The 17,551-nt window shown below is 53.4% G+C and carries 16 protein-coding genes; 10 read left to right on the top strand and 6 right to left on the bottom strand.

The window, feature by feature from the left end; all coding sequences use genetic code 11:
• Positions 1-613: 613 nt before the first annotated feature.
• The 3 genes from repA to repC all read left to right on the top strand — a co-directional run bounded on the left by repA (position 614) and on the right by repC (position 4,236).
• Positions 614-1,810: a plasmid partitioning protein RepA gene (repA, locus tag HWX89_RS15105; protein ID WP_138792283.1), complete on the top strand. Its 1,197-nt coding sequence runs from the start codon at positions 614-616 to the stop codon at positions 1,808-1,810.
• Positions 1,811-1,885: 75 nt separating this feature from the next.
• Positions 1,886-2,866, top strand: coding sequence for a plasmid partitioning protein RepB (gene repB, locus HWX89_RS15100; protein WP_138792284.1), 981 nt, complete (start codon positions 1,886-1,888; stop codon positions 2,864-2,866).
• 155 nt (positions 2,867-3,021) lie between these two features.
• Positions 3,022-4,236: a plasmid replication protein RepC gene (gene repC, locus HWX89_RS15095; RefSeq protein ID WP_178340782.1), complete on the top strand. Its 1,215-nt coding sequence runs from the start codon at positions 3,022-3,024 to the stop codon at positions 4,234-4,236.
• 160 nt (positions 4,237-4,396) lie between these two features.
• Here repC and HWX89_RS15090 read toward each other — a convergent pair whose 3' ends face one another.
• Positions 4,397-4,600 carry a cold-shock protein gene (locus tag HWX89_RS15090; RefSeq protein WP_138792940.1) on the bottom strand — a complete coding sequence of 68 codons (204 nt, stop codon included), beginning with the start codon at positions 4,598-4,600 and terminating at the stop codon, positions 4,397-4,399.
• Positions 4,601-4,794: 194 nt separating this feature from the next.
• Between HWX89_RS15090 and HWX89_RS15085 the strand changes: the two genes are divergently transcribed.
• From HWX89_RS15085 to HWX89_RS15075, 3 genes are all read left to right on the top strand, one after another.
• The gene (locus HWX89_RS15085; protein WP_138792941.1) at positions 4,795-5,376 is read left to right on the top strand and encodes a transglutaminase-like cysteine peptidase; all 582 of its coding nucleotides are present in this window, start codon (positions 4,795-4,797) and stop codon (positions 5,374-5,376) included.
• 166 nt (positions 5,377-5,542) lie between these two features.
• Positions 5,543-6,355: an alpha/beta fold hydrolase gene (locus tag HWX89_RS15080; RefSeq protein ID WP_353505691.1), complete on the top strand. Its 813-nt coding sequence runs from the start codon at positions 5,543-5,545 to the stop codon at positions 6,353-6,355.
• Positions 6,356-7,569: 1,214 nt separating this feature from the next.
• Positions 7,570-7,842 (top strand): hypothetical protein, encoded by a 273-nt coding sequence (locus HWX89_RS15075; RefSeq protein ID WP_138792943.1) that lies wholly within the window; start codon positions 7,570-7,572, stop codon positions 7,840-7,842.
• 396 nt (positions 7,843-8,238) lie between these two features.
• Here the strand turns inward: HWX89_RS15075 and HWX89_RS15070 are convergent, their stop codons facing one another.
• Together HWX89_RS15070 and HWX89_RS15065 are read right to left on the bottom strand one after the other, a co-directional pair.
• The gene (locus HWX89_RS15070) at positions 8,239-8,469 is read right to left on the bottom strand and encodes a hypothetical protein (RefSeq protein WP_178340781.1); all 231 of its coding nucleotides are present in this window, start codon (positions 8,467-8,469) and stop codon (positions 8,239-8,241) included.
• A gap of 1,094 nt (positions 8,470-9,563) precedes the next feature.
• Positions 9,564-10,013: a DUF2383 domain-containing protein gene (locus HWX89_RS15065; protein ID WP_138792944.1), complete on the bottom strand. Its 450-nt coding sequence runs from the start codon at positions 10,011-10,013 to the stop codon at positions 9,564-9,566.
• Positions 10,014-10,288: 275 nt separating this feature from the next.
• Here HWX89_RS15065 and HWX89_RS15060 point away from each other — a divergent pair, with 275 nt between their 5' ends.
• Positions 10,289-10,780: a helix-turn-helix domain-containing protein gene (locus tag HWX89_RS15060; RefSeq protein WP_353505690.1), complete on the top strand. Its 492-nt coding sequence runs from the start codon at positions 10,289-10,291 to the stop codon at positions 10,778-10,780.
• A 27-nt stretch (positions 10,781-10,807) separates the two neighbouring features.
• Here HWX89_RS15060 and HWX89_RS26460 read toward each other — a convergent pair whose 3' ends face one another.
• The 3 genes from HWX89_RS26460 to HWX89_RS15045 form a co-directional block, all read right to left on the bottom strand.
• On the bottom strand, positions 10,808-11,365 hold the full coding sequence (locus HWX89_RS26460) for a helix-turn-helix domain-containing protein (protein WP_138792945.1): 558 nt from the start codon (positions 11,363-11,365) through the stop codon (positions 10,808-10,810).
• 170 nt (positions 11,366-11,535) lie between these two features.
• On the bottom strand, positions 11,536-11,943 hold the full coding sequence (locus HWX89_RS15050) for a ribbon-helix-helix domain-containing protein (protein ID WP_138792946.1): 408 nt from the start codon (positions 11,941-11,943) through the stop codon (positions 11,536-11,538).
• Entirely contained in the window at positions 11,943-12,650 is a 708-nt protein-coding gene (locus tag HWX89_RS15045) for a ParA family protein (protein WP_138792947.1), read from the bottom strand. The genes HWX89_RS15050 and HWX89_RS15045 overlap by 1 nt, the downstream gene beginning before the upstream one ends.
• Before the next feature lie 702 nt (positions 12,651-13,352).
• Between HWX89_RS15045 and HWX89_RS15040 the strand changes: the two genes are divergently transcribed.
• The 3 genes from HWX89_RS15040 to HWX89_RS15030 all read left to right on the top strand — a co-directional run bounded on the left by HWX89_RS15040 (position 13,353) and on the right by HWX89_RS15030 (position 16,935).
• Complete coding sequence (locus HWX89_RS15040) at positions 13,353-13,760, top strand: plasmid mobilization protein (protein WP_178340780.1); 408 nt, start codon at positions 13,353-13,355, stop codon at positions 13,758-13,760.
• Positions 13,761-14,047: 287 nt separating this feature from the next.
• Entirely contained in the window at positions 14,048-16,732 is a 2,685-nt protein-coding gene (locus HWX89_RS15035; RefSeq protein WP_178340779.1) for an LPD7 domain-containing protein, read from the top strand.
• A gap of 2 nt (positions 16,733-16,734) precedes the next feature.
• Positions 16,735-16,935, top strand: a complete 201-nt coding sequence (locus tag HWX89_RS15030) for a hypothetical protein (protein ID WP_138793758.1) — start codon at positions 16,735-16,737, stop codon at positions 16,933-16,935.
• The last annotated feature ends 616 nt before the right edge of the window (positions 16,936-17,551 follow it).

Raw genomic sequence — 17,551 nt, 5'->3', positions numbered from 1 at the left:
GCAGAGTTTTTCACGGTCTAGGGCCACCTCATTGCGGTAGGATGCGAGGCGATCACCGATTGCAGCATGCTCGTTCTTGCGGAACCGATCGGGACCCATCTTTCAGGACTGAGCGGGTTGACCGTCGTGGTTCATTGTTAGAAGAGGGAAGGGGATGCGTCATGAGATGCGGCGCAACCTATGGCCGGGTTTACGAGGAACCCGGCCGCCTTCGAGGGGCTCCCCTTAAGTCCCGCCCCTCGACATCCCCACCCGCCTATTTTTTCTTCAAGACTCCGCGCTCACCGAGGCTGCGCGATGTCATTTCGGTGGAAACCTGTGGATCACGATCCGGAAAGGCCCCCTAACTTTCAGAGGCCGATTTATTCAACGTACTGAACTTTAATAAGAATTCGCGATTTTGACGGCAGTCAACGTTGCGCGGGGAAATCACACTCGATGTTTCCCGTTTCGTCCGAATCGGTGTTTCTCATTTGAGCAGGTAGCTTTGAAGCCCTAAATTTCCGTTAACCTTTCGTTAACTCAATTTTCCTTGCCGAGAATCGAGAATCGGAGATAATGACGGCATATCTTTGAAACAGTCGATTTTATCGACAGAATGGCCCGAGACACCATGAACGCGTTTAGCTCGCTCCCGTCGTTTGAACTTGACGACAAGATTCTGAAGCAGGGCGCCGAGATTTCGCGTAAGCTCAACCAGCTTCGGCTAGAAAATTTCCCTCCGAGCGCGAGGAAGACCTTGCGCCCATTTTCGGTGTCGGAAGTTGCTCACTATCTTGGTGTCTCCCCGTCGAACCTGAAAAGGCTCTACCTCGACAATAAGGGTCCCATTCCGGCAACCATGTCCGGAAGCCGTAAGTTCTACACTGCTGAGCAGATGCTTGAGCTTAGACATTACCTGGCTGAAACCGGAAAGAGTGAAGCTAAGCGGTACCTCCCCCATCGCAAGCAAGGCGACAAGCTACAAGTTATTGCTGTTGTGAACTTCAAAGGCGGGAGTGGTAAAACCACGACGGCCGCTCACCTCGCGCAGCATCTTGCCCTCACAGGCCATCGTGTCCTTGCCATCGATCTCGATCCTCAGGCATCTCTCTCTGCCCTTCACGGGTTCCAGCCTGAGCTTGATCAAAACCCGTCGCTTTATGATACCATTCGTTATGACGACGGACGGAAACCTATCGCGGACATTATTCTGCCGACGAATTTTCCTGGGCTCGATATAATCCCGGCGAACCTTGAACTCCAAGAATACGAGTATGACACCCCTCTAGCGATGCAAGCTGGTAGCGAGGGCAAACGGTTCTTCACCCGTCTTGGCAAGGCACTGTTGGATATCGATGATCGTTACGACGTAGTGATTATCGACTGCCCGCCGCAGCTTGGTTACCTCTCTTTGACTGCTTTGACAGCGTCCACTTCGGTGCTGATCACAGTTCATCCTCAAATGCTCGACCTAATGTCAATGTCGCAGTTTTTGCTGATGCTCGGCAACATCACAAAGACGATCAAGCAGGCGGGTGCAGATGTAAAATTGGATTGGCTTCGATACTTGATTACGCGTTTCGAACCCCAGGACGTTCCTCAAGTTCAGATGCTCGGTTTCATGCAGTCGATGCTTGCGGAAGAAATACTCAAGACACCTATGGTGAAAACAACCGCGATATCGGACGCCGGACTAACAAAGCGTAGTCTCTACGAATTGGACAGGTCTAACTTCACCCGGGGGACCTATGATCGTGCCATAGATTGTATGGATGCAGTCAATTTTGAAATTCAGGGTCTTATCCATCGGGCGTGGGGGAGACTGTGATGATGTTGACTGCCGGAAAAAATGTGCATCCGCATCGCAAAAACAATCACTTGAGTAAGTTTCAAGGATAGGAAAATGGCTCGGAAGAACCCTTTTATGAACGTTATGACCGAAGAGGCTCCGGATAACTCCGAAGCTATCCTCGAGTATACGAACAAAGGTGCATCGAAGTCGCTTATCCATTCCTTGGACGAATTGGCCGCCCAGGCAGATCGGCTTCTCGAAGGAGAAGCTGTGGTCGAACTCGACACTTCGATAGTTGATGCTTCGTTTTTGAAGGATCGCCTCGAAGACGATGAGCAAGATTTTGACGAACTCCTTACGGCTATTCGCGATCGCGGGCAGGATACGCCCATACTTGTCAGGCCGCATCCAAACTCCACCGGCCGATATATGGTTGTCTTCGGGCACCGACGTCTTAGGGCGGCAAAGGTGCTCGAGAGAAAAGTTCGGGCGGTTGTCAAAGATCTTAAGGATCGCGATCACGTCGTTGCCCAAGGGCAGGAGAACACGGCCAGGGCGAACTTGTCGTTTATTGAAAAGGCAATGTTCGCGGCCGAAATCTCCCGACAACAGTACGATGGTGACAATTCGATCATTCTTTCTGCTCTTTCGATCGACCGAGCTACGCTCTCTAAGATGCTGTCGGTCTCAACCATGCCTAGGGAGATCCTTGAAGCGGTGGGCGCTGCCAAAGGGATTGGCCGCGACAGGTGGTATGAGCTTAAAAATCTCCTAGAACGGCCTTCGAACCTCGAACAGGCGCGCGCGTACGTTCAGTCGAGCGACTTCACAGGCAAGATCGGCGACGAACGTTTCAATTCCTTATTGGCCTTTATGAAGACAGTGGGGAAACAGCGTCGGATTAAGGAAGTTCAAGCTCAGAAATGGGCATCAGACGACAAGGCTGTTCAGGCCGACATCAAAACCGATGGAAAAACATACACGTTCGCTTTGAAAGCAAAAAATGCTGCTGGGTTTGGAGAGTACATCACTGAAAACCTAGCGCATCTCTATCGCGCATACAGGAATCAATCGGATCAACGAGGAGAGTAACCCGCAAAAGAAAAAGGCCCCCAAACGTTCCCGTCGTGGAAGCCCTTCTCTGTCTTGTAGCAAAGCAAGAATCGCATTTCCACGAATCCCAGTCAAGAGTCTTTGGCACCGTTTTGGTGAGCGGATTTCTTTTGCCTTCTGAAAGGTGAAGGAAAATGCAGATTGGAAGTGTGACGACGCCATTCGGGCGGCGGCCGGCGAAGCTTGCGCTTGTAAAACGGCAGCTCGAAACCAATGAACTGCCGCAGGGCAGGACCGCAGATAAGTGGAAAGTGTTTCGAGACGCGTGTGAAGCACGCGAGGCACTCGGCGTGCAGGATCGCGCTTTGTCTGTGCTCAATGCTCTCCTGACCTTTTACCCGGAGACGGATCTGACGTCTGAAACATCTCTCGTGGTGTTTCCGTCGAATGCTCAGTTGTCAGTCCGCTCGCACGGCATTTCCGGCAGGACACTGCGGCGTAGCCTGGCTTCGTTGGTTGATGCGGGTCTTATCGAGAGACACGACAGCCCGAACGGCAAGCGTTATGCGCACCGTGATAGGGCAGGGGAGATTGAGGAAGCATTCGGCTTCAGCCTTGCTCCAATGCTCGCACGCGCCCAGGAACTCGCTCACCTCGCTCAGAAGGTTGCTGAAGAAGCCAGACTTATGAAGCGGGCCAAGGAAGCGCTGACGATCTGCCGGCGTGACGTCCGTAAGCTCATTTCGGCCGCCATCGAGGAGGGCGCTGAGGGTGACTGGATCGCTGTCGAGGCGATGTATATCGCTTTGGTTGGTCGTCTGACGCGCAATCCTGACAGGCTTCTCGTAGAATCCATCCTCGAAGACCTGCGGATGTTGCGCGAAGACGTCGTCAACTTGCTGGAAGTTCAGCTAAAATCTGAAAATATGACCGCCAATGATGGTCAGAATGACCGCCACATACAGAATTCAAATACCGAATCCACTAATGAACTTGAACCAGGCTCCGAAAAGGAGCAGGGGGCAAAACCTGAGGACCAGAACGAACCGAAGCGAGAAACGCTGAAGGCTTTCCCACTCGGAGTCGTGTTGAAGGCGTGCCCACAGATCGTCGATTATGGTCCCGGCGGGCTTATTGGGAGCTGGCGCGACCTGATGACCGCGGCTGTTGTCGTCCGATCAATGCTTGGCGTCAGCCCATCTGCATATCAGGATGCCTGCGAGAGTATGGGTGCCGAAAATGCAGCGGTCGCGATTGCATGTATCCTCGAACGGGCAGGGCATATCAATTCCGCTGGCGGATATCTGCGCGATCTGACGAGGAGGGCGGAGAGGGGAGAGTTTTCGCTTGGTCCGATGGTCATGGCGTTGCTGCGAGCAAACGGCGAAGCCAACCGGAGGTATGCATAGGTGAATAACCACTCGATCGCACAGGTATTCACTAAGCAAATACAAATAGTTACATCGCTGAACCATGACGAGCTTTGAAATGGGAAAGGAGCCGGAGGCAATGCCACCACACCGGCTCACTGTCATCGCAATCATTTCCAGTTAAGCGATTTTAAAGGCGCTAAAGGATAGCAACGCTCTCGGCTTTTTCTTTTCCTGTTTTGCGATCCTGACCAACCTCGAAAGTCACCTTATCACCCGGTCGAAGCGATTCCGCACTTTGGAGCCCTGAGATATGGACAAACACATCGGGCTTTCCATCGTCGCGCACGATGAAACCATAACCTTTTTCGTCATTAAAAAATTTAACTGTTCCAACAGGCATAGAGTTTCCATCTCCATCAAGAAAGCAATCTATTCACAGTAGAGATGGTGGAAGCGACGAGCAACTGTCGGCCTGTAGATGTGTGAAGATTGTCTTTGACGTCTCTTTGTCTGTTATCGGACATAGAACATCGAGTCCTTGCCTCGTATAGAAACAATATGCGACACTCGCTCTTTATCAGAGGGGGCTGATAAATGATTATAAGAGCATTCCGCACTGCCTTGATATTCATCTCCCTGATCCAACCAGTCGCGGCAGAAGAAACGGTTGGCAGGAATATGGAGGTGGGCGGAAGAACGACTCCGCCGGTTGGGCATGTCGCGCTTTGCAAAGCGGTGCCTTGGGAGTGCGGTCCAACAGAGTGGGACGGTCCTCTTATTTTATCTGACGAGATTATGGCGACGATCGGCGAGGTCAACCGGACCATAAATCACAAAATTCGCCTTGTTTCCGACCAAGAACAGTATGGCGTTGAGGAGCGGTGGATTTACCCCAGGACGGCCGGCGACGTTGAAGACGTCGCACTTTTGAAACGAAAAGAACTTGCTGCTAAGAGAATTGCGGTCTCAAACCTGCTTTTAACGGTCGCGCTTGCGCCCTCGGGCGAAGGAACAGCTCTCGTTACGATCACAACGGACAAAGGCGATTTCGTTCTCGACCAAGCGACGGATGATGTAAAACTCTGGTCGGAGGTTCCCTACAAATTTTTAAAACGGCAGTCACACGAAGCATCCGACAAATGGGAGAAAATCGTCGACATCCGAAGCAAATTCTAGTGGCGGCTTCTCGTGCTTCCATCATCTCCTGAAATTTGAATTTCTAATTCCGAGCTACCTTCGCCGAATAAGCGAGTTCACTACTGTTTGTTTTCTGAATAAGTAAATTAGGACCGGTGGCGATATGTTAGGTGATGAAATTAACACGTCCCATGGATCACTCTCGGTGATCGATACAAAGGGTGAGGGTGTGCCAGTCGTGATGGTTCACGCCAACTCGCTCTGCAAAGAATGCTTCAGACCGCAAATTCAGGCGCTCGGAGGTATCCGCAGAGTTATCGCGTTTGATTTGCCTGGGCATGGGGCATCAGCCAATGCCATTAATCCTCGGCGTACTTATAGTATCCCGGGATATGCCGACGTGCTCCTGGAGGCACTCGTCCAGTTGGGTGTGAAGAGGTTCATTGGGGTCGGACATTCTTTGGGAGGCCACGTCATCCTTGAAATGATCGCGCGAGGAGCGTTGATCGATGGTGCGATGATTTTTGGCACTCCGCCCATCGAAAACACACCAGAGGGACTGCTTGTGGGTTTCAAGCCTAGCCCGGAGATGGCGTACACAGGCAGCGCGGTACTGAGCGAAGAGCAGATCGGCATGGTTGTTGCGCATGCGTTAGGACGAGAGGCAGCGCGAGAGCCGTTCTTCCGCAATGCCGTTCGTAGGACAGATGGACTAGCGCGCGAGTACTTGGTTGAGGCTGTATTGCGAGGGGACGGCAGCAATCAGAGAACCACTGTCGAAACATCGCCCGTTCCCCTTGCGATTTTGAACGGAGAGAGCGACGCGGTCGTCAACCTCGACTATATCGACGGCTTAAGGTTTTCGAACGTGTGGGAGTCAGGACCGATCAGAATTCCCCTAGCTGGGCACGGCCTCCATTGGGAGCAGTCTGCCAAATTTAACGAGATCTTGTTGCGGTTCGAAGATTTCGTCACCGAGCGAGTTAATCAATTAGCCCTAGGCAAAGCACAGGCGTGAGCTTGCCCTGATCGATCAAGACCTCAACGGATCTCCTTCTTGTCGAACGCGGAGGGAAAGCGTTTCATCATTTTGTCGGTCTCGACTTTGTCACCTGAGAATTTGTCATATATCGCGACTGCTTGCGGCAAACTGAGGCCGTAGTGCTCTTGCAATTCTTCAATTGAGTAGCGGTCATTAACAGAGGGTTTCACAGGGACCTCTCGTTCGACATGGGCTGCAATGCCAAAAAATTATACACCTGTTGTGGCGCGAAAATGAGTCTGTATCTGCGCGCGACTGAGTTCTTTTGGGCTATTTGTCCGCCGTAAAATGAGGATTGCTCAATTATGGTACGCGTCACACCGAGCCTGGGCGTCGATACCCAAACATCCAATCGTAATCCGCGACACCCTCCATCAGCCACCTCGCCCCCGAATTGTTTGATAGGCGTTGCCGCATGTTTTCTCCCCGCGACGCGCTCCGGCGCCAGCGCGGGACATTACGAGAGCAAGCCTGAGGTGCGCTACCTTTTGAGGAAACTGAGGAAAAATGGAGACTACAAACAGAAAAGCACGGCTCTTGTCCTTGATGTTCCAGACATGACGTGAGGGGACACGGGGGGTGTCTGGACGTAACTCAACCATGTTATGACGTTGGCTCCCCTAAACTGACGCATGGCCCTTTGTGTACGGAAACGTGCCATGTGTGCATTGGCCGTTTCACAGAGCTGATAGCGCTGGCTTTGCCGATGCGCAGGCATAAGGTAAGTTTACTAAGGGGGAACATCTCCGATCGGGAGAACTAGCCAATGTTCTTTGCCCGGAGAATGAAAAACCCGCCGCGGGAGGAGGTGCGGCGGGTTTTGAAAACGACGTGCAGCTTGGGAGGAGAACGCTGCTCATCTTCGAAACCGGCAATGAGGAGGAGGCCGATCCCGTTGGAAGCCGTAATACTGCCAATCGACGAAAAGGTGCAGAGGGCTTATTTGCATGGGAGCTATGCAACCTCATCTCGTCGGATAGATTGACACCGACGCAATACAGACTAGCGTCCGCTCAGCCCTGATGCGATTTCGATCTTCCAGGGTGAGGCCCGGCTACTTGGGAGGGTAGCCGGGCCACGCATTTCATGGTTCGAGTAACTCTCGCCCAATTGGATGATTATGCGGTGGCACTGCAGGCGGGTATACTAGCATACGTCGCCGGTTTGGTCGTCGAGGAGTTGTGGGGAAAATGCTCAAAAAGCAGGTGAAGAAAAACTGGCTCCATGTTGCGCCAGCCGCCGAAGCGGTCGTGAAGCCCTCCCTGGTGAGCGAAGATCAGGATATTCCTGAGGTCAGAGCATCTGTTCGCACCTTTGGACGAATGCACCAACTGATCATTCTCTCGATTGCCTGCATCTTAGTGTATGTTGCTTGGCGTGTTTTGCACGACATCCTCTTGGCCAAGGCCGACAATCTGTTCCTTAAACTACCCGAAAACGCGAACTGGCTCGGCCTGGTCTAAGAGCTTGAAGCCGAGCAGCGGTTGGCCGCCCTGTTTTGAGAGCCACAGACAGGCGTGTCTGCGGTGCTATTCGCTTTCCATACTCCAATCCGCTGAACACAAATCCCGCCATTGGGATCTTCATCGGCTGGCGCAAGCCGCCTGATTGGCTGTGCGTCTGACCGGAACGGACGAAGCCATCTTGGCTTCTATCAGGGATGCCTAGCGCCCGGATCGGGTTGCCGCCTGCACGTCTCCGCGGTCAGTATTACGGTGTCCCGCCATCCAAAAGAGTATACGTGGCCAAATGGGAGAGTAGAGATAAGACGATCTGCAACTAGCAGAGAGTTCCAGGAGATCAGACGATAACGCTCCATCAGGAGCGGAGGCGGTCTGCGATTAGCCGTCAAACTTCAGCTAAGTTTTCATGCCTCTGGCGACACTTTCCAAATGCTTCACCATCCCGAGCAGGTTCGATGCTGTTTCGTCTGGAAGCTCGCAAATGCGATGAATGAGCTCGATGCGATCCTTAGCCCCTTCGGGGGTGTCACCGAAGAGATGCGGCGCCACGTATCCGAGGAGGTCCGTTGGTTTTAGGCCCAAGAGTTCTGTCAGGACGATCAAACGGGAAACATCGAGCGACGACATCGAGCGCTCGTAGCGACGAAGCGGTAGCACGACCGGGCCTCTTTTTTCTCGAAACCAAATTACCGACGCGAAGGTGGGAGGCCGCTGTGTTGGAGTATGCACGGCACTGAGGCCCGTGCACAAAGCCCCGCAGCTTCAATGCGTACACGCTTTGTCCTCAATGTGATCTTCTTCGCGTGGCCCATCGGGAAGCGACAGGATGGTGGCGCAGAGGGATATAGAACCGTCTGTACCAGAAGGACGGTTCGCTTCAGCTCCAAAGCTGGATAAAAAACAATAGAAACACCAAGCGAAGAAATAAATCAAACCTGCGCAGAAACAGGGCAAGGACACGCAGTCCTTAAATTTTAGAGGCTTTCAATGGGAACAGGGAACGGTGACGGTCGTTTCGAGATTACAAACGCAGAGTGAAATGCAGGAGAATTGAGATTGTGAAGCGTCCCGCCCCTCCCTCAGCTCAACACCACACCCGAGCAATGATATTTCTTGTAGCAGTCTGCATGGCACTCTGCGGTTTCGTCTTGATAGGGCAGTGGTGGATGACAGAGCCGGATGGTGGCGTGGATGGCAAGGCAAGCATTGTTGACCCGCCACAGCCGCGCATCTAGCGCGACGTCTCAATCGATCCTGAGAGTACTTATTATCAATAGCCATAAACTCGCTCGCCACCACGGCTATCGGTTCCTCATCCATATTTTAGCTCGACCGCCAAAAGCTGATCCTTCGAACACATTCTACTTGCTCATCGTCCGTCACTAGGTGCGATTATTGAAGAGGGAAGCGATGTCACGGTCGCCAGAACCATTGGAAACTGCAGTTTGGTGGGAACAAACAACGATTTTCCCGGTCAGCTGAATGTCAAGCCCTTCGGTAGCTGGTTCTTGGCCAACCTTGGTGGGTGAGGCACGGTCAGAGTACGCCGTGCCTCACCAGCTCCCGACAAAAATCGACCCTTAAATGTTTTTGCCTCGCTTAACGTCGCAGCGGGAATTGAAGCTCATTCATGGCTGCGCTCTGTTGAATTGCGCGACGCTACGGTCGCTCCCGTAAGGACAGCTGGACGGGTGTCTTTCTCTGATCAGCAGATGTTTCGACTAGAGTGTGTTGGCGGTTGCTTCCATCCAGGCGCGATGCTTTTCCTCGTCTTGGACGGCCGTGAGGAAAAAAGCTTTTGACGCGGGTATTGCGTCCTCATGACGGGCCGCGCGCTCATAGGCAGTAACCGTATCGTCCTCATTAGTCTTCATTGCTTTGAGGATGGCCCGGTCACCGATAATGTCGGCAAGAGCGATTTTCCCGGTTGTCAGTAACTGTTTCATGTCCCCTTCGGCGGGCGCGTGGATACCAAGCTCCTGCGCCATTTCGGTCAGTACTCTGACGTGCTGCAAATGATCTGTTTTGAACGCAGCTATCTTCGCCGCAAACTCCTTGTTGTCTAACCTGTCGATACAGGAATCATACGCGGCAATCGCGTCATGCTCCAGGTAGAGAAGATTTTTCACAAGGTCCTTGATGTCGGATTCGCTGCCTACCATCGTTACCATGCCGGTCTCCTTTTGTTGGACGGCACGCTAACTTCTGTTGCGCCCTCAGGTTCCCGCATGGACACGCGCTGCGCGTAATCTTTGCAATTCGATCGGCCACGAGCGTTGATAGAGCGCAGGCAATCACCAGATGGACGAAGGGAGTCTCCGCAGATTTGGCACACTGGACGGAAAACTCTACCGCGACTCAACTATTGCTCGTTTCACAAGCGGGGTTCAGTAAAAACACGCAGTTCGCACTCATCCGGTCGATTCAGTTTCGGGCACTCGCTCGAATGAGCAATAACGAAGATACTATCTTCGCAAACGTCGGAAGATTTGATTCAAAACCAACGCCAGAGATTGTGGGAGGTGAATTAATGAAAGGGAAGCCAGGAGCTATTGACGTGCAGGTCGGCGCGAAAATTCGTCTTCGACGAAGAATTGTTGGATTGAGCCAGGCCGCTATAGCGCAACGCCTCGGGATCACGTTTCAGCAGTTTCAGAAATATGAAACGGGAAAGAACAGAATAGGGGCGGGCAGGCTATCCACGGTTGCAGAGATACTCGCCGTGCCGGTGGAGTTCTTTTTCCGAGATCCGGAAGCGGTAGACAACGATTCGAAAACAGGAGACGGCCAAACCGACGAGCTGATGGCTTTTGTCTCCCAAGGTGAGGGCCTCACCTTGAACGCCGCGTTCAATAGAATTCCCAGTCCGGAACAGAGAAAGAGAATTCTAGACTTAGTTTCCGCAATAGCTGAAGCGGACGAAGATAATGGCAGCTAGACCCTCGGTAAGGTCGTTAAGCTCGAGCTAGTTTTTCATTCCTTTGGCCACGCTCTCCAAATGCTTCACCATGCCGAGCAAATTTGACGCCGTTTCGTCAGGAAGTTCGCAAATGCGATGGATGAGCTCGATGCGGTCCTTTGCTCCCTCAGGGGTGTCACCGAAGAGGTGCGGGGCGACATACCCCAGTAGTTCCGTGGGTTTTAGGCCCAAGAGTTCGGTCAGAACGATCAAACGAGATACATCGAGCGACGACATCGAGCGCTCGTATCGTCCCCAAACCTGGCCTGTAATGCCGAGCAGTACAGCGAAATCGTATTGCGAGATGTCACGCTTGTCTCGGACTGTTCGTAAAAACTCGCCAATGCGTTTTTCGATCTCAGGAAGCGCGAGAACGCCCTCGTAGCCTGGACGGCGATAGATGGTCGTCGCGCGGCTGCTTTCGGGAGGCGTCTCGCCTTTTTTTACTTGCTTGAGCGGCTTCGCTTCGAAGGTCGGCACCAGGCCATATTTCTTCGCATAAGCGCGAACTGCTTCCGGCGGCTGGTTTTCGTCTTGCTCGGTGGAGACGTCGTCGCTTTCCACGCGGTTTCCCTCTCACAGTCTTTTTGACTAGATAAAATTGATCAAATGCTAGGACTTCAAGCAGAGTTGATTTGCGAGGTCTATAGGTTTAGCAAGCCGCCGTCGATTCCCCGGAGACAATAATATCTAAAAAAGATGTGAAGCAAGACTAGGGTCCGCAGGGGTGAGTTTTAGTAGCCTTCTTTTTTCAGGAAGGCGTTGATTGCCGCGCGAACGATAACCGTTTGCTTTACTTTGGTTTCGAACGAAGCTCTCTCCAGGCGTTCCTTTAGAGGCTCGTCTAGAGAGACATTGAAAAGCGTTTGACTGGACTGTTTCCTATGGCTGCGGAGCGCTATGATACCTTCGCCAACAAATCTCTTCCTTTGGGGGGAGGCGGCTGAGGGATCACTTGGCGCATCATCACGCAGGGCGAAACTTTCGCTCGGCGCGGTGGTCTCACCAGATTCCGGCGATGCTGCAGCAAGGTCAGTCTGGGGCAGCGTCTCGGGTGGCGCAGCTGGTTCCTCAATGCGCGGGATGCGTGATTTGCCAAGCGGAAGCTTCACATCGCCGAATTCCAGTTTGCGATTGACCATTACGCTGCCTCCAGCGCTTCGCCGGCAAGGTCTCGTTCGATCTCGGCCATCAGCCTCATGACCTCAATGCGTGCTTTCTTCACCGGATCGGTCAGTTGCTGCATCTGCACCGTGCCGTAGCCGTTTTCGATCTCTCGATAGATGTTCCGCTCCAACAACTCCGCGTCCAGGAGCCTTGAACGATATCCATGCTTGTTGATCTCTTCGATATACTGCCGAATGAACCGGTATTCATTGGATCTTTGATTGATAGCAGTTACCCGTGTCCGGATGATAAAATGTTTGACCGCTTTACTGTGGCTGTCGTTATAGGCGTCCACAATCTCAATCGCCTTGCTCATCGCATCGATCTCGCGTTTTGCTGCTTGGACCGGTGTCAACACGACGTCCACATAGTCGAGAATGTTCTTAAGGATGACTGAATCCCGGCCGGCAGTGTCGATTATGATCGCGCCATAATCCGCCTTGCGAAGCATGAGGTCATCGAGCGCTTTCGTCTGCAGCGCGGACACGAAATCTATGTTCTCCGGCTGCTGACCCTTTTCTCCACATTGCATCCACCAGGCCTGGACGTTTTGGCTGGGATCGGAATCTACGAGCAATACTCTGCTATCATCGTTGAGCGCGTATTCGCCGGCAATCAGCTTGGCGATCGTGGACTTACCTGCGCCACCCTTTGAACTCATCGTCCCGAAAATGATCGTCATACTCGTTCCTCTTGATCGGCGTGACGGGAAGGCGACCACGATTGTCTCTACCCGAGGTCCAGCCAACGCCACACTTGCAATAAACCAAACAAATTTTCAACTACAAAACAAAGCTATTATAAATCGAATATTGTTGCCCTTACCGGTGTGGCGCGACGTTACCTCAGGACTGCAGTCACACTGACGGACGAAGGTTGGGGCGATGGCCCGCTCACTTCCTGAACAAAAGTTTCGATGCATCATGCATTTGAAGTTGCGTTGAAACGAGGAAACTCACCGGCGTTCGGTCAGGTGAATGTTGAGAAGAACTGAAGAAGAAACGCACTTCACTTTATATAAAGTAATCAACGTAAATAGCGCAATGGTTTCAGTTGTATAAGGGTTACGATAAATGGAGGTGTGAACCCCGGAGCCGCGCAGGAATTTTCCGCTATGGGCGCACGCAGGCCGCAAGGGCAAAGAGCGAAGCGTCTCTTGCGGGCGAGTACGACCGTTAGCAGAAAGGCCGAAAAGCGGTCCTGGGTGTGAACCTTGGTGGGCGCCCTCACCGGAGGTGCAGATCGCCGTTAAATCCACATCGCGTCCAAACGAAAATTCATCGAATTACAAATCATAATAGGTTGGCAGGATACGTAATTTTGCTATACAAAATTAGAGCATCGACGGACAGGCCCTCGATGGGAACGGAATTGATTGATTGTCATGGCCGAGAATGGTTCGAACAAGCGGAGAGGAAGTGCCCGCTCTGGCTTGGGCAGGCAAGTTAATGTCCGGTTCAGTGAGGCTGAATATGCGGCCCTCGATGCCGCCGCTCAGAAGGCCGAAATGACAGTCTCCGGCTTCTTCCGTTCCCTGTCTTTAGAGGGCGCTGGCGTCCGTCCAATCTTCAACGACAAGGACCGAGCGATCCTTTTTCTGCTCCATGAGGACATGCGGAAGATCGGTGTGAACCTCAATCAGGTGGCGCGCTCGCTCAATGCCGGACGTGTCGTTGACCCTGAAGAGGTGAAAATTGCGCTTCGGAACGTCAAGATCATTACGGACGAAGTGAGCTTGGAACTGCGCAATGCTGCTGTGCGTGCCGGAAATTCGCGTCGAGGTGAGGCGTGACCGATCGACTTCCAGGGTTGTTTGAATGTGAGGTAAAGGGCAGACGCGCTGCGTTGGCGTTCAATTCAACGGCAGCTTCGGCTTTGGACAAGCGTCTCGAGGACGAATTGTTCAAGCGCCGGGGTGGCGGGGGAGGGGGGCAATTGCCTCCTCCAGGCAAGTCACGGCCATTGCTGAGGCACGGCAGAAGGTCAGGAACGGAAGGCGATGGTAGTCGCGCTGGGCCTCGACGGTTGGTTGAACGGCTCGAAGCGGTGGCGAAAGGTAGCCAGCCAGCTGTTGTGAAAATGGCGTCGTATGGTGGCGGCGGTCGGCTCGGTGCGATGGTTGACTACGTTTCGCGCAAAGGCGAGATCTCTCTCGAGACCGAGAGCGGCGAGCGCTTGCGCAGCAGGGGAGAGCTTGCAGCGCTGAAGAAGGAATGGGAACCGCTCTTCCAGAACCGGGCCGAAAGCCGCGACATTGCCAGCTTCAGTGTTCGCATCGAGACGGATGCCATCGAGACTGTAGACGATCTGCACGATGCGGTTCGGAATGTTCTGGGGGCAGGTCTTGGGCATCGGCGGTATGCCTATGCGGTTCATCAACCGGCGCGTGGTGTCGTCGAAGTTCAAGGTGTTCTCGTTCTGCGGAGCAAGGAGGGCGAGCGGCTGACCGGTGATGACGTTGCAGCGGAGATTGTGCAAGGCAGGTTCGATAAGAGCGTGACGGCCAACAGCGCTGCGTCGCGCTTTTCTTTTTCCAGATACGGCAATGGCGTCGAGTACGGCACGGCACGAGTGCGCGACCTGGTGGAATCTAACGTCGAGGTCAGAGACGACCGTGGCCGAGTGATCGACACCGACAAGGCTGCCGGCGACCTCGTTCAGAAAGAATGGCGTTCCGAATTGCACAGCCGGAAGGGCAGGGACGTTATGCACGTCATCCTGTCAGCGCGTGCAGGTACGAATGCCGATGCATTCGAGAATGCTGCGCGTGATTTCCTGGCGCATCAATTCGAGGGCTTCAAATACGCTTTTTCGATGCATGACCCCATGCATGATCCGAAGGAGCAACGCGAAGGTGGCAAGCGACCACACATCCACGTTCATGCCCTTGTGGTCATGCGTAACCACGACGGCGAACGTGTCGAAACCAGCCCCCAGATTTTTCGGCAGTGGCGGGCGCTTCTGGCCGAAAAGGCGAGGGACCACGGCATTGCCATGGAAATGACGGATCGGCGCGAAATGGCGTCATCGCCTGCCTTTACCCGCAATCAGGTGAGGGCGGTCGACACCATCGGCAGAACTGCGCATGTCGGGACTAGCCCCGCAGCGCAGATGCGATACGACAACAAACGCGCCGAAGCCCGTAAAGTCGCGACAACGGAGCAGAGCTTACAGCACGCTTTTGACGCGAAACGGGCGTGGTCGTCGGTTGCCGATCGCTCCGACGATGAGAAGGTTGTCCAGTTTGCGCTGTCAGCTGAAGCCAAACTTTCCTTTGCGATCCGCAGCAGTCTCGCAGGGTTGGCTGTCTCGGTTGAACGGGGGGAATTCGAGACTGTGAAAGATGCAGCGCGCCAGTATTTGGCGGATATTGTCAGAGAGGGTGAAGTAATGAGTGACGACATGACAAGAGCGCAGTTCGACGCGTACGAAAAGAACGTTGCGAGTGCGCTTGCCAACTACGGCGAGCTGATCGCCCAGGAGGAGAAAGAGCAGTTCAGTCTGATCTCGGAGCGGGCGCAAAACATTGTCGACGCACGCCGCAAGGTGGTCGAGCTGCAGGAAGAGCTTGAGGACATTCGTTCGAAAGCGCGTCCCAACTCGATCGTTCGCGATGTGGCGTCTTCAATCGCAACCTTCAGCCCTGTGGCGCGTGTTCTCGAGGTGGTTGAGGAAGCAGTCAAGGAAGGCATTGCGGCGGTCGAGACCAACATCAAGGAAGGTGTTTCTGCGGTTGAGGCAAACGTAAAGCAATCGCTCGAACCTGCACCGTCTGCTTCGGTCGAGAAGGGCGGGGTAGAGGAACCGAAGCCGTCGCGTTCGTTGCCTGCAGAAATCACCAGCCAGTATTTCCTGCAACACGCCGCAGATGGCGCCGTTCGCGTCTTCACCAATTCAAAGGCAACCCGCGAAGTGTTCCAGGATGCCGGTGAAAAGCTGCGTAGCAAGATTTACGATCCAACAGCTGTCCGTCTGATGATCGATACCGCTGCGCACCGCGGCTGGACGAGTGTCGAAATAGCAGGCTCCGAGGAGTTTCGCCGTGAGGCCTGGCTTGAAGGGCAGGCGAGGGGGATCGCCGTTAAAGGCTATCAACCCAACGAGTTGGATTGGCAGGAAGTTGGCCGTCGTGAGCAGTCGCATCTGAAAAACGAGATCCGGCATATTGAAGAAAAGTTGGTCGTTGCTGAGAGCAAGGCAGAGACCAAAAACAAGAAGGGCGAAGCCGCTGTGGAGAAGGTCGCTGCGGCGACGGCGTCCACAAAGACCCGGACCGGTTTCCGCGAGGGTGTGCGTGGCGAGCTGATCGAGGTTGGATCGAAGCCTTATCAGGACAAGCCCGAAAACGAAGCGTCTCCATACGTGGTTCTTCGCACAAATGAAGGAGACCGCACTCTTTGGGGTGTTGGCATTCCAGCCGCATTGTCACATGCCGAAGCCAAACAGGGCGACACCATCACCTTGCGAGAAGCGGGTATGGAAAAGGTCGAGAAGACTGTTATCCGAGAGGTCGACGGTCAGAAGGTTCGTGAGGTCGAAATGGTTGACCGGCGCAAGTGGGAAGCGGAGGTCGTTACGGTGCGTCACGACAAAACTGTCGAGGTTGAGACTTCTTCGGATCGTCGTCCTGTGGTAGAAGAAAAGGCAGCAGTCCGAGAAGGTGGGGCGTCACAGGCGGAACCTGCAGCAAGGCAGTTGAACCGCCTTGAGGAGCTGATGAAAGAGCGCGAGGCAAAGCGCGATCGTGATGAGCAGGAGCAGTGATAATGGCGAAGAGTACAATTCAGGCGGCTTATGAATATGAGCAAGGTCAAGAAGAGGTTCGGGTGTCCGTTGCTATGCTGCCTGGTATCATCAAGGCACTCGCACTGCTGTTCGCTGTAACCTTCATTGGCATTTGCCTGGATGTTGCCGTGGTCACGGTCCAAGGTTGGTATCACGCCTTCATGGCCTACTGGCCATTCTAGGCGTACGCGCTGAAGCCGGGTCAGCCCGGCTTTTTTTATACCATGTGGAATCAGAATGATTATTGAGTTTTCCGACGAACCTCAAACGACGACTCCAAAAGTTTTTTTCAATTCGTCTGGATGGGAAGTCTGGGGCGGGAAGCCCGCTGCAGCTTTAACCGATGACGAGATTTCGGCACTTTTGAACTTCTGCCGCCGTGAAGGCTCAAGATAAGGCTTCAATGATGCCAATCGTGGAACCTTGGGCCTTAACCAAGACGGGCTGTTCGATCTCGCGATGCTCGATGGGGTGCCTGCTGCAGAATGGCGTTCCCATTATTGGGCTGGCGTTGTGGAACAGCGGTCCCAAATTCAAGACGGTCCAGCAGATGACGCTCCAAACGACCTTTTTGAAACGAATGCAGAGATCTACAGAATCTACAACGGAATTGACTAAGTTATTGAAATATAATGATAAAGTTCCATAATACAAATTATGCGATATGTTATTGTAAGGGCTATTTAGTAATGCGACAGTTGGGCCAGTTAGAGATGCGACAGTCTCGCCTCTCGACGCACTGGTCAAAGCCAACGTTGGGAGCAAGGATGACGATCTTCAGCCTGGTCGAGACCATGA

This window comes from Rhizobium sp. RM, assembly GCF_013390595.1.
GTDB lineage: Bacteria > Pseudomonadota > Alphaproteobacteria > Rhizobiales > Rhizobiaceae > Agrobacterium.
Note: the sequence above shows the minus strand (reverse complement) of the source record. Positions and strands in the feature narration are given on the sequence as shown.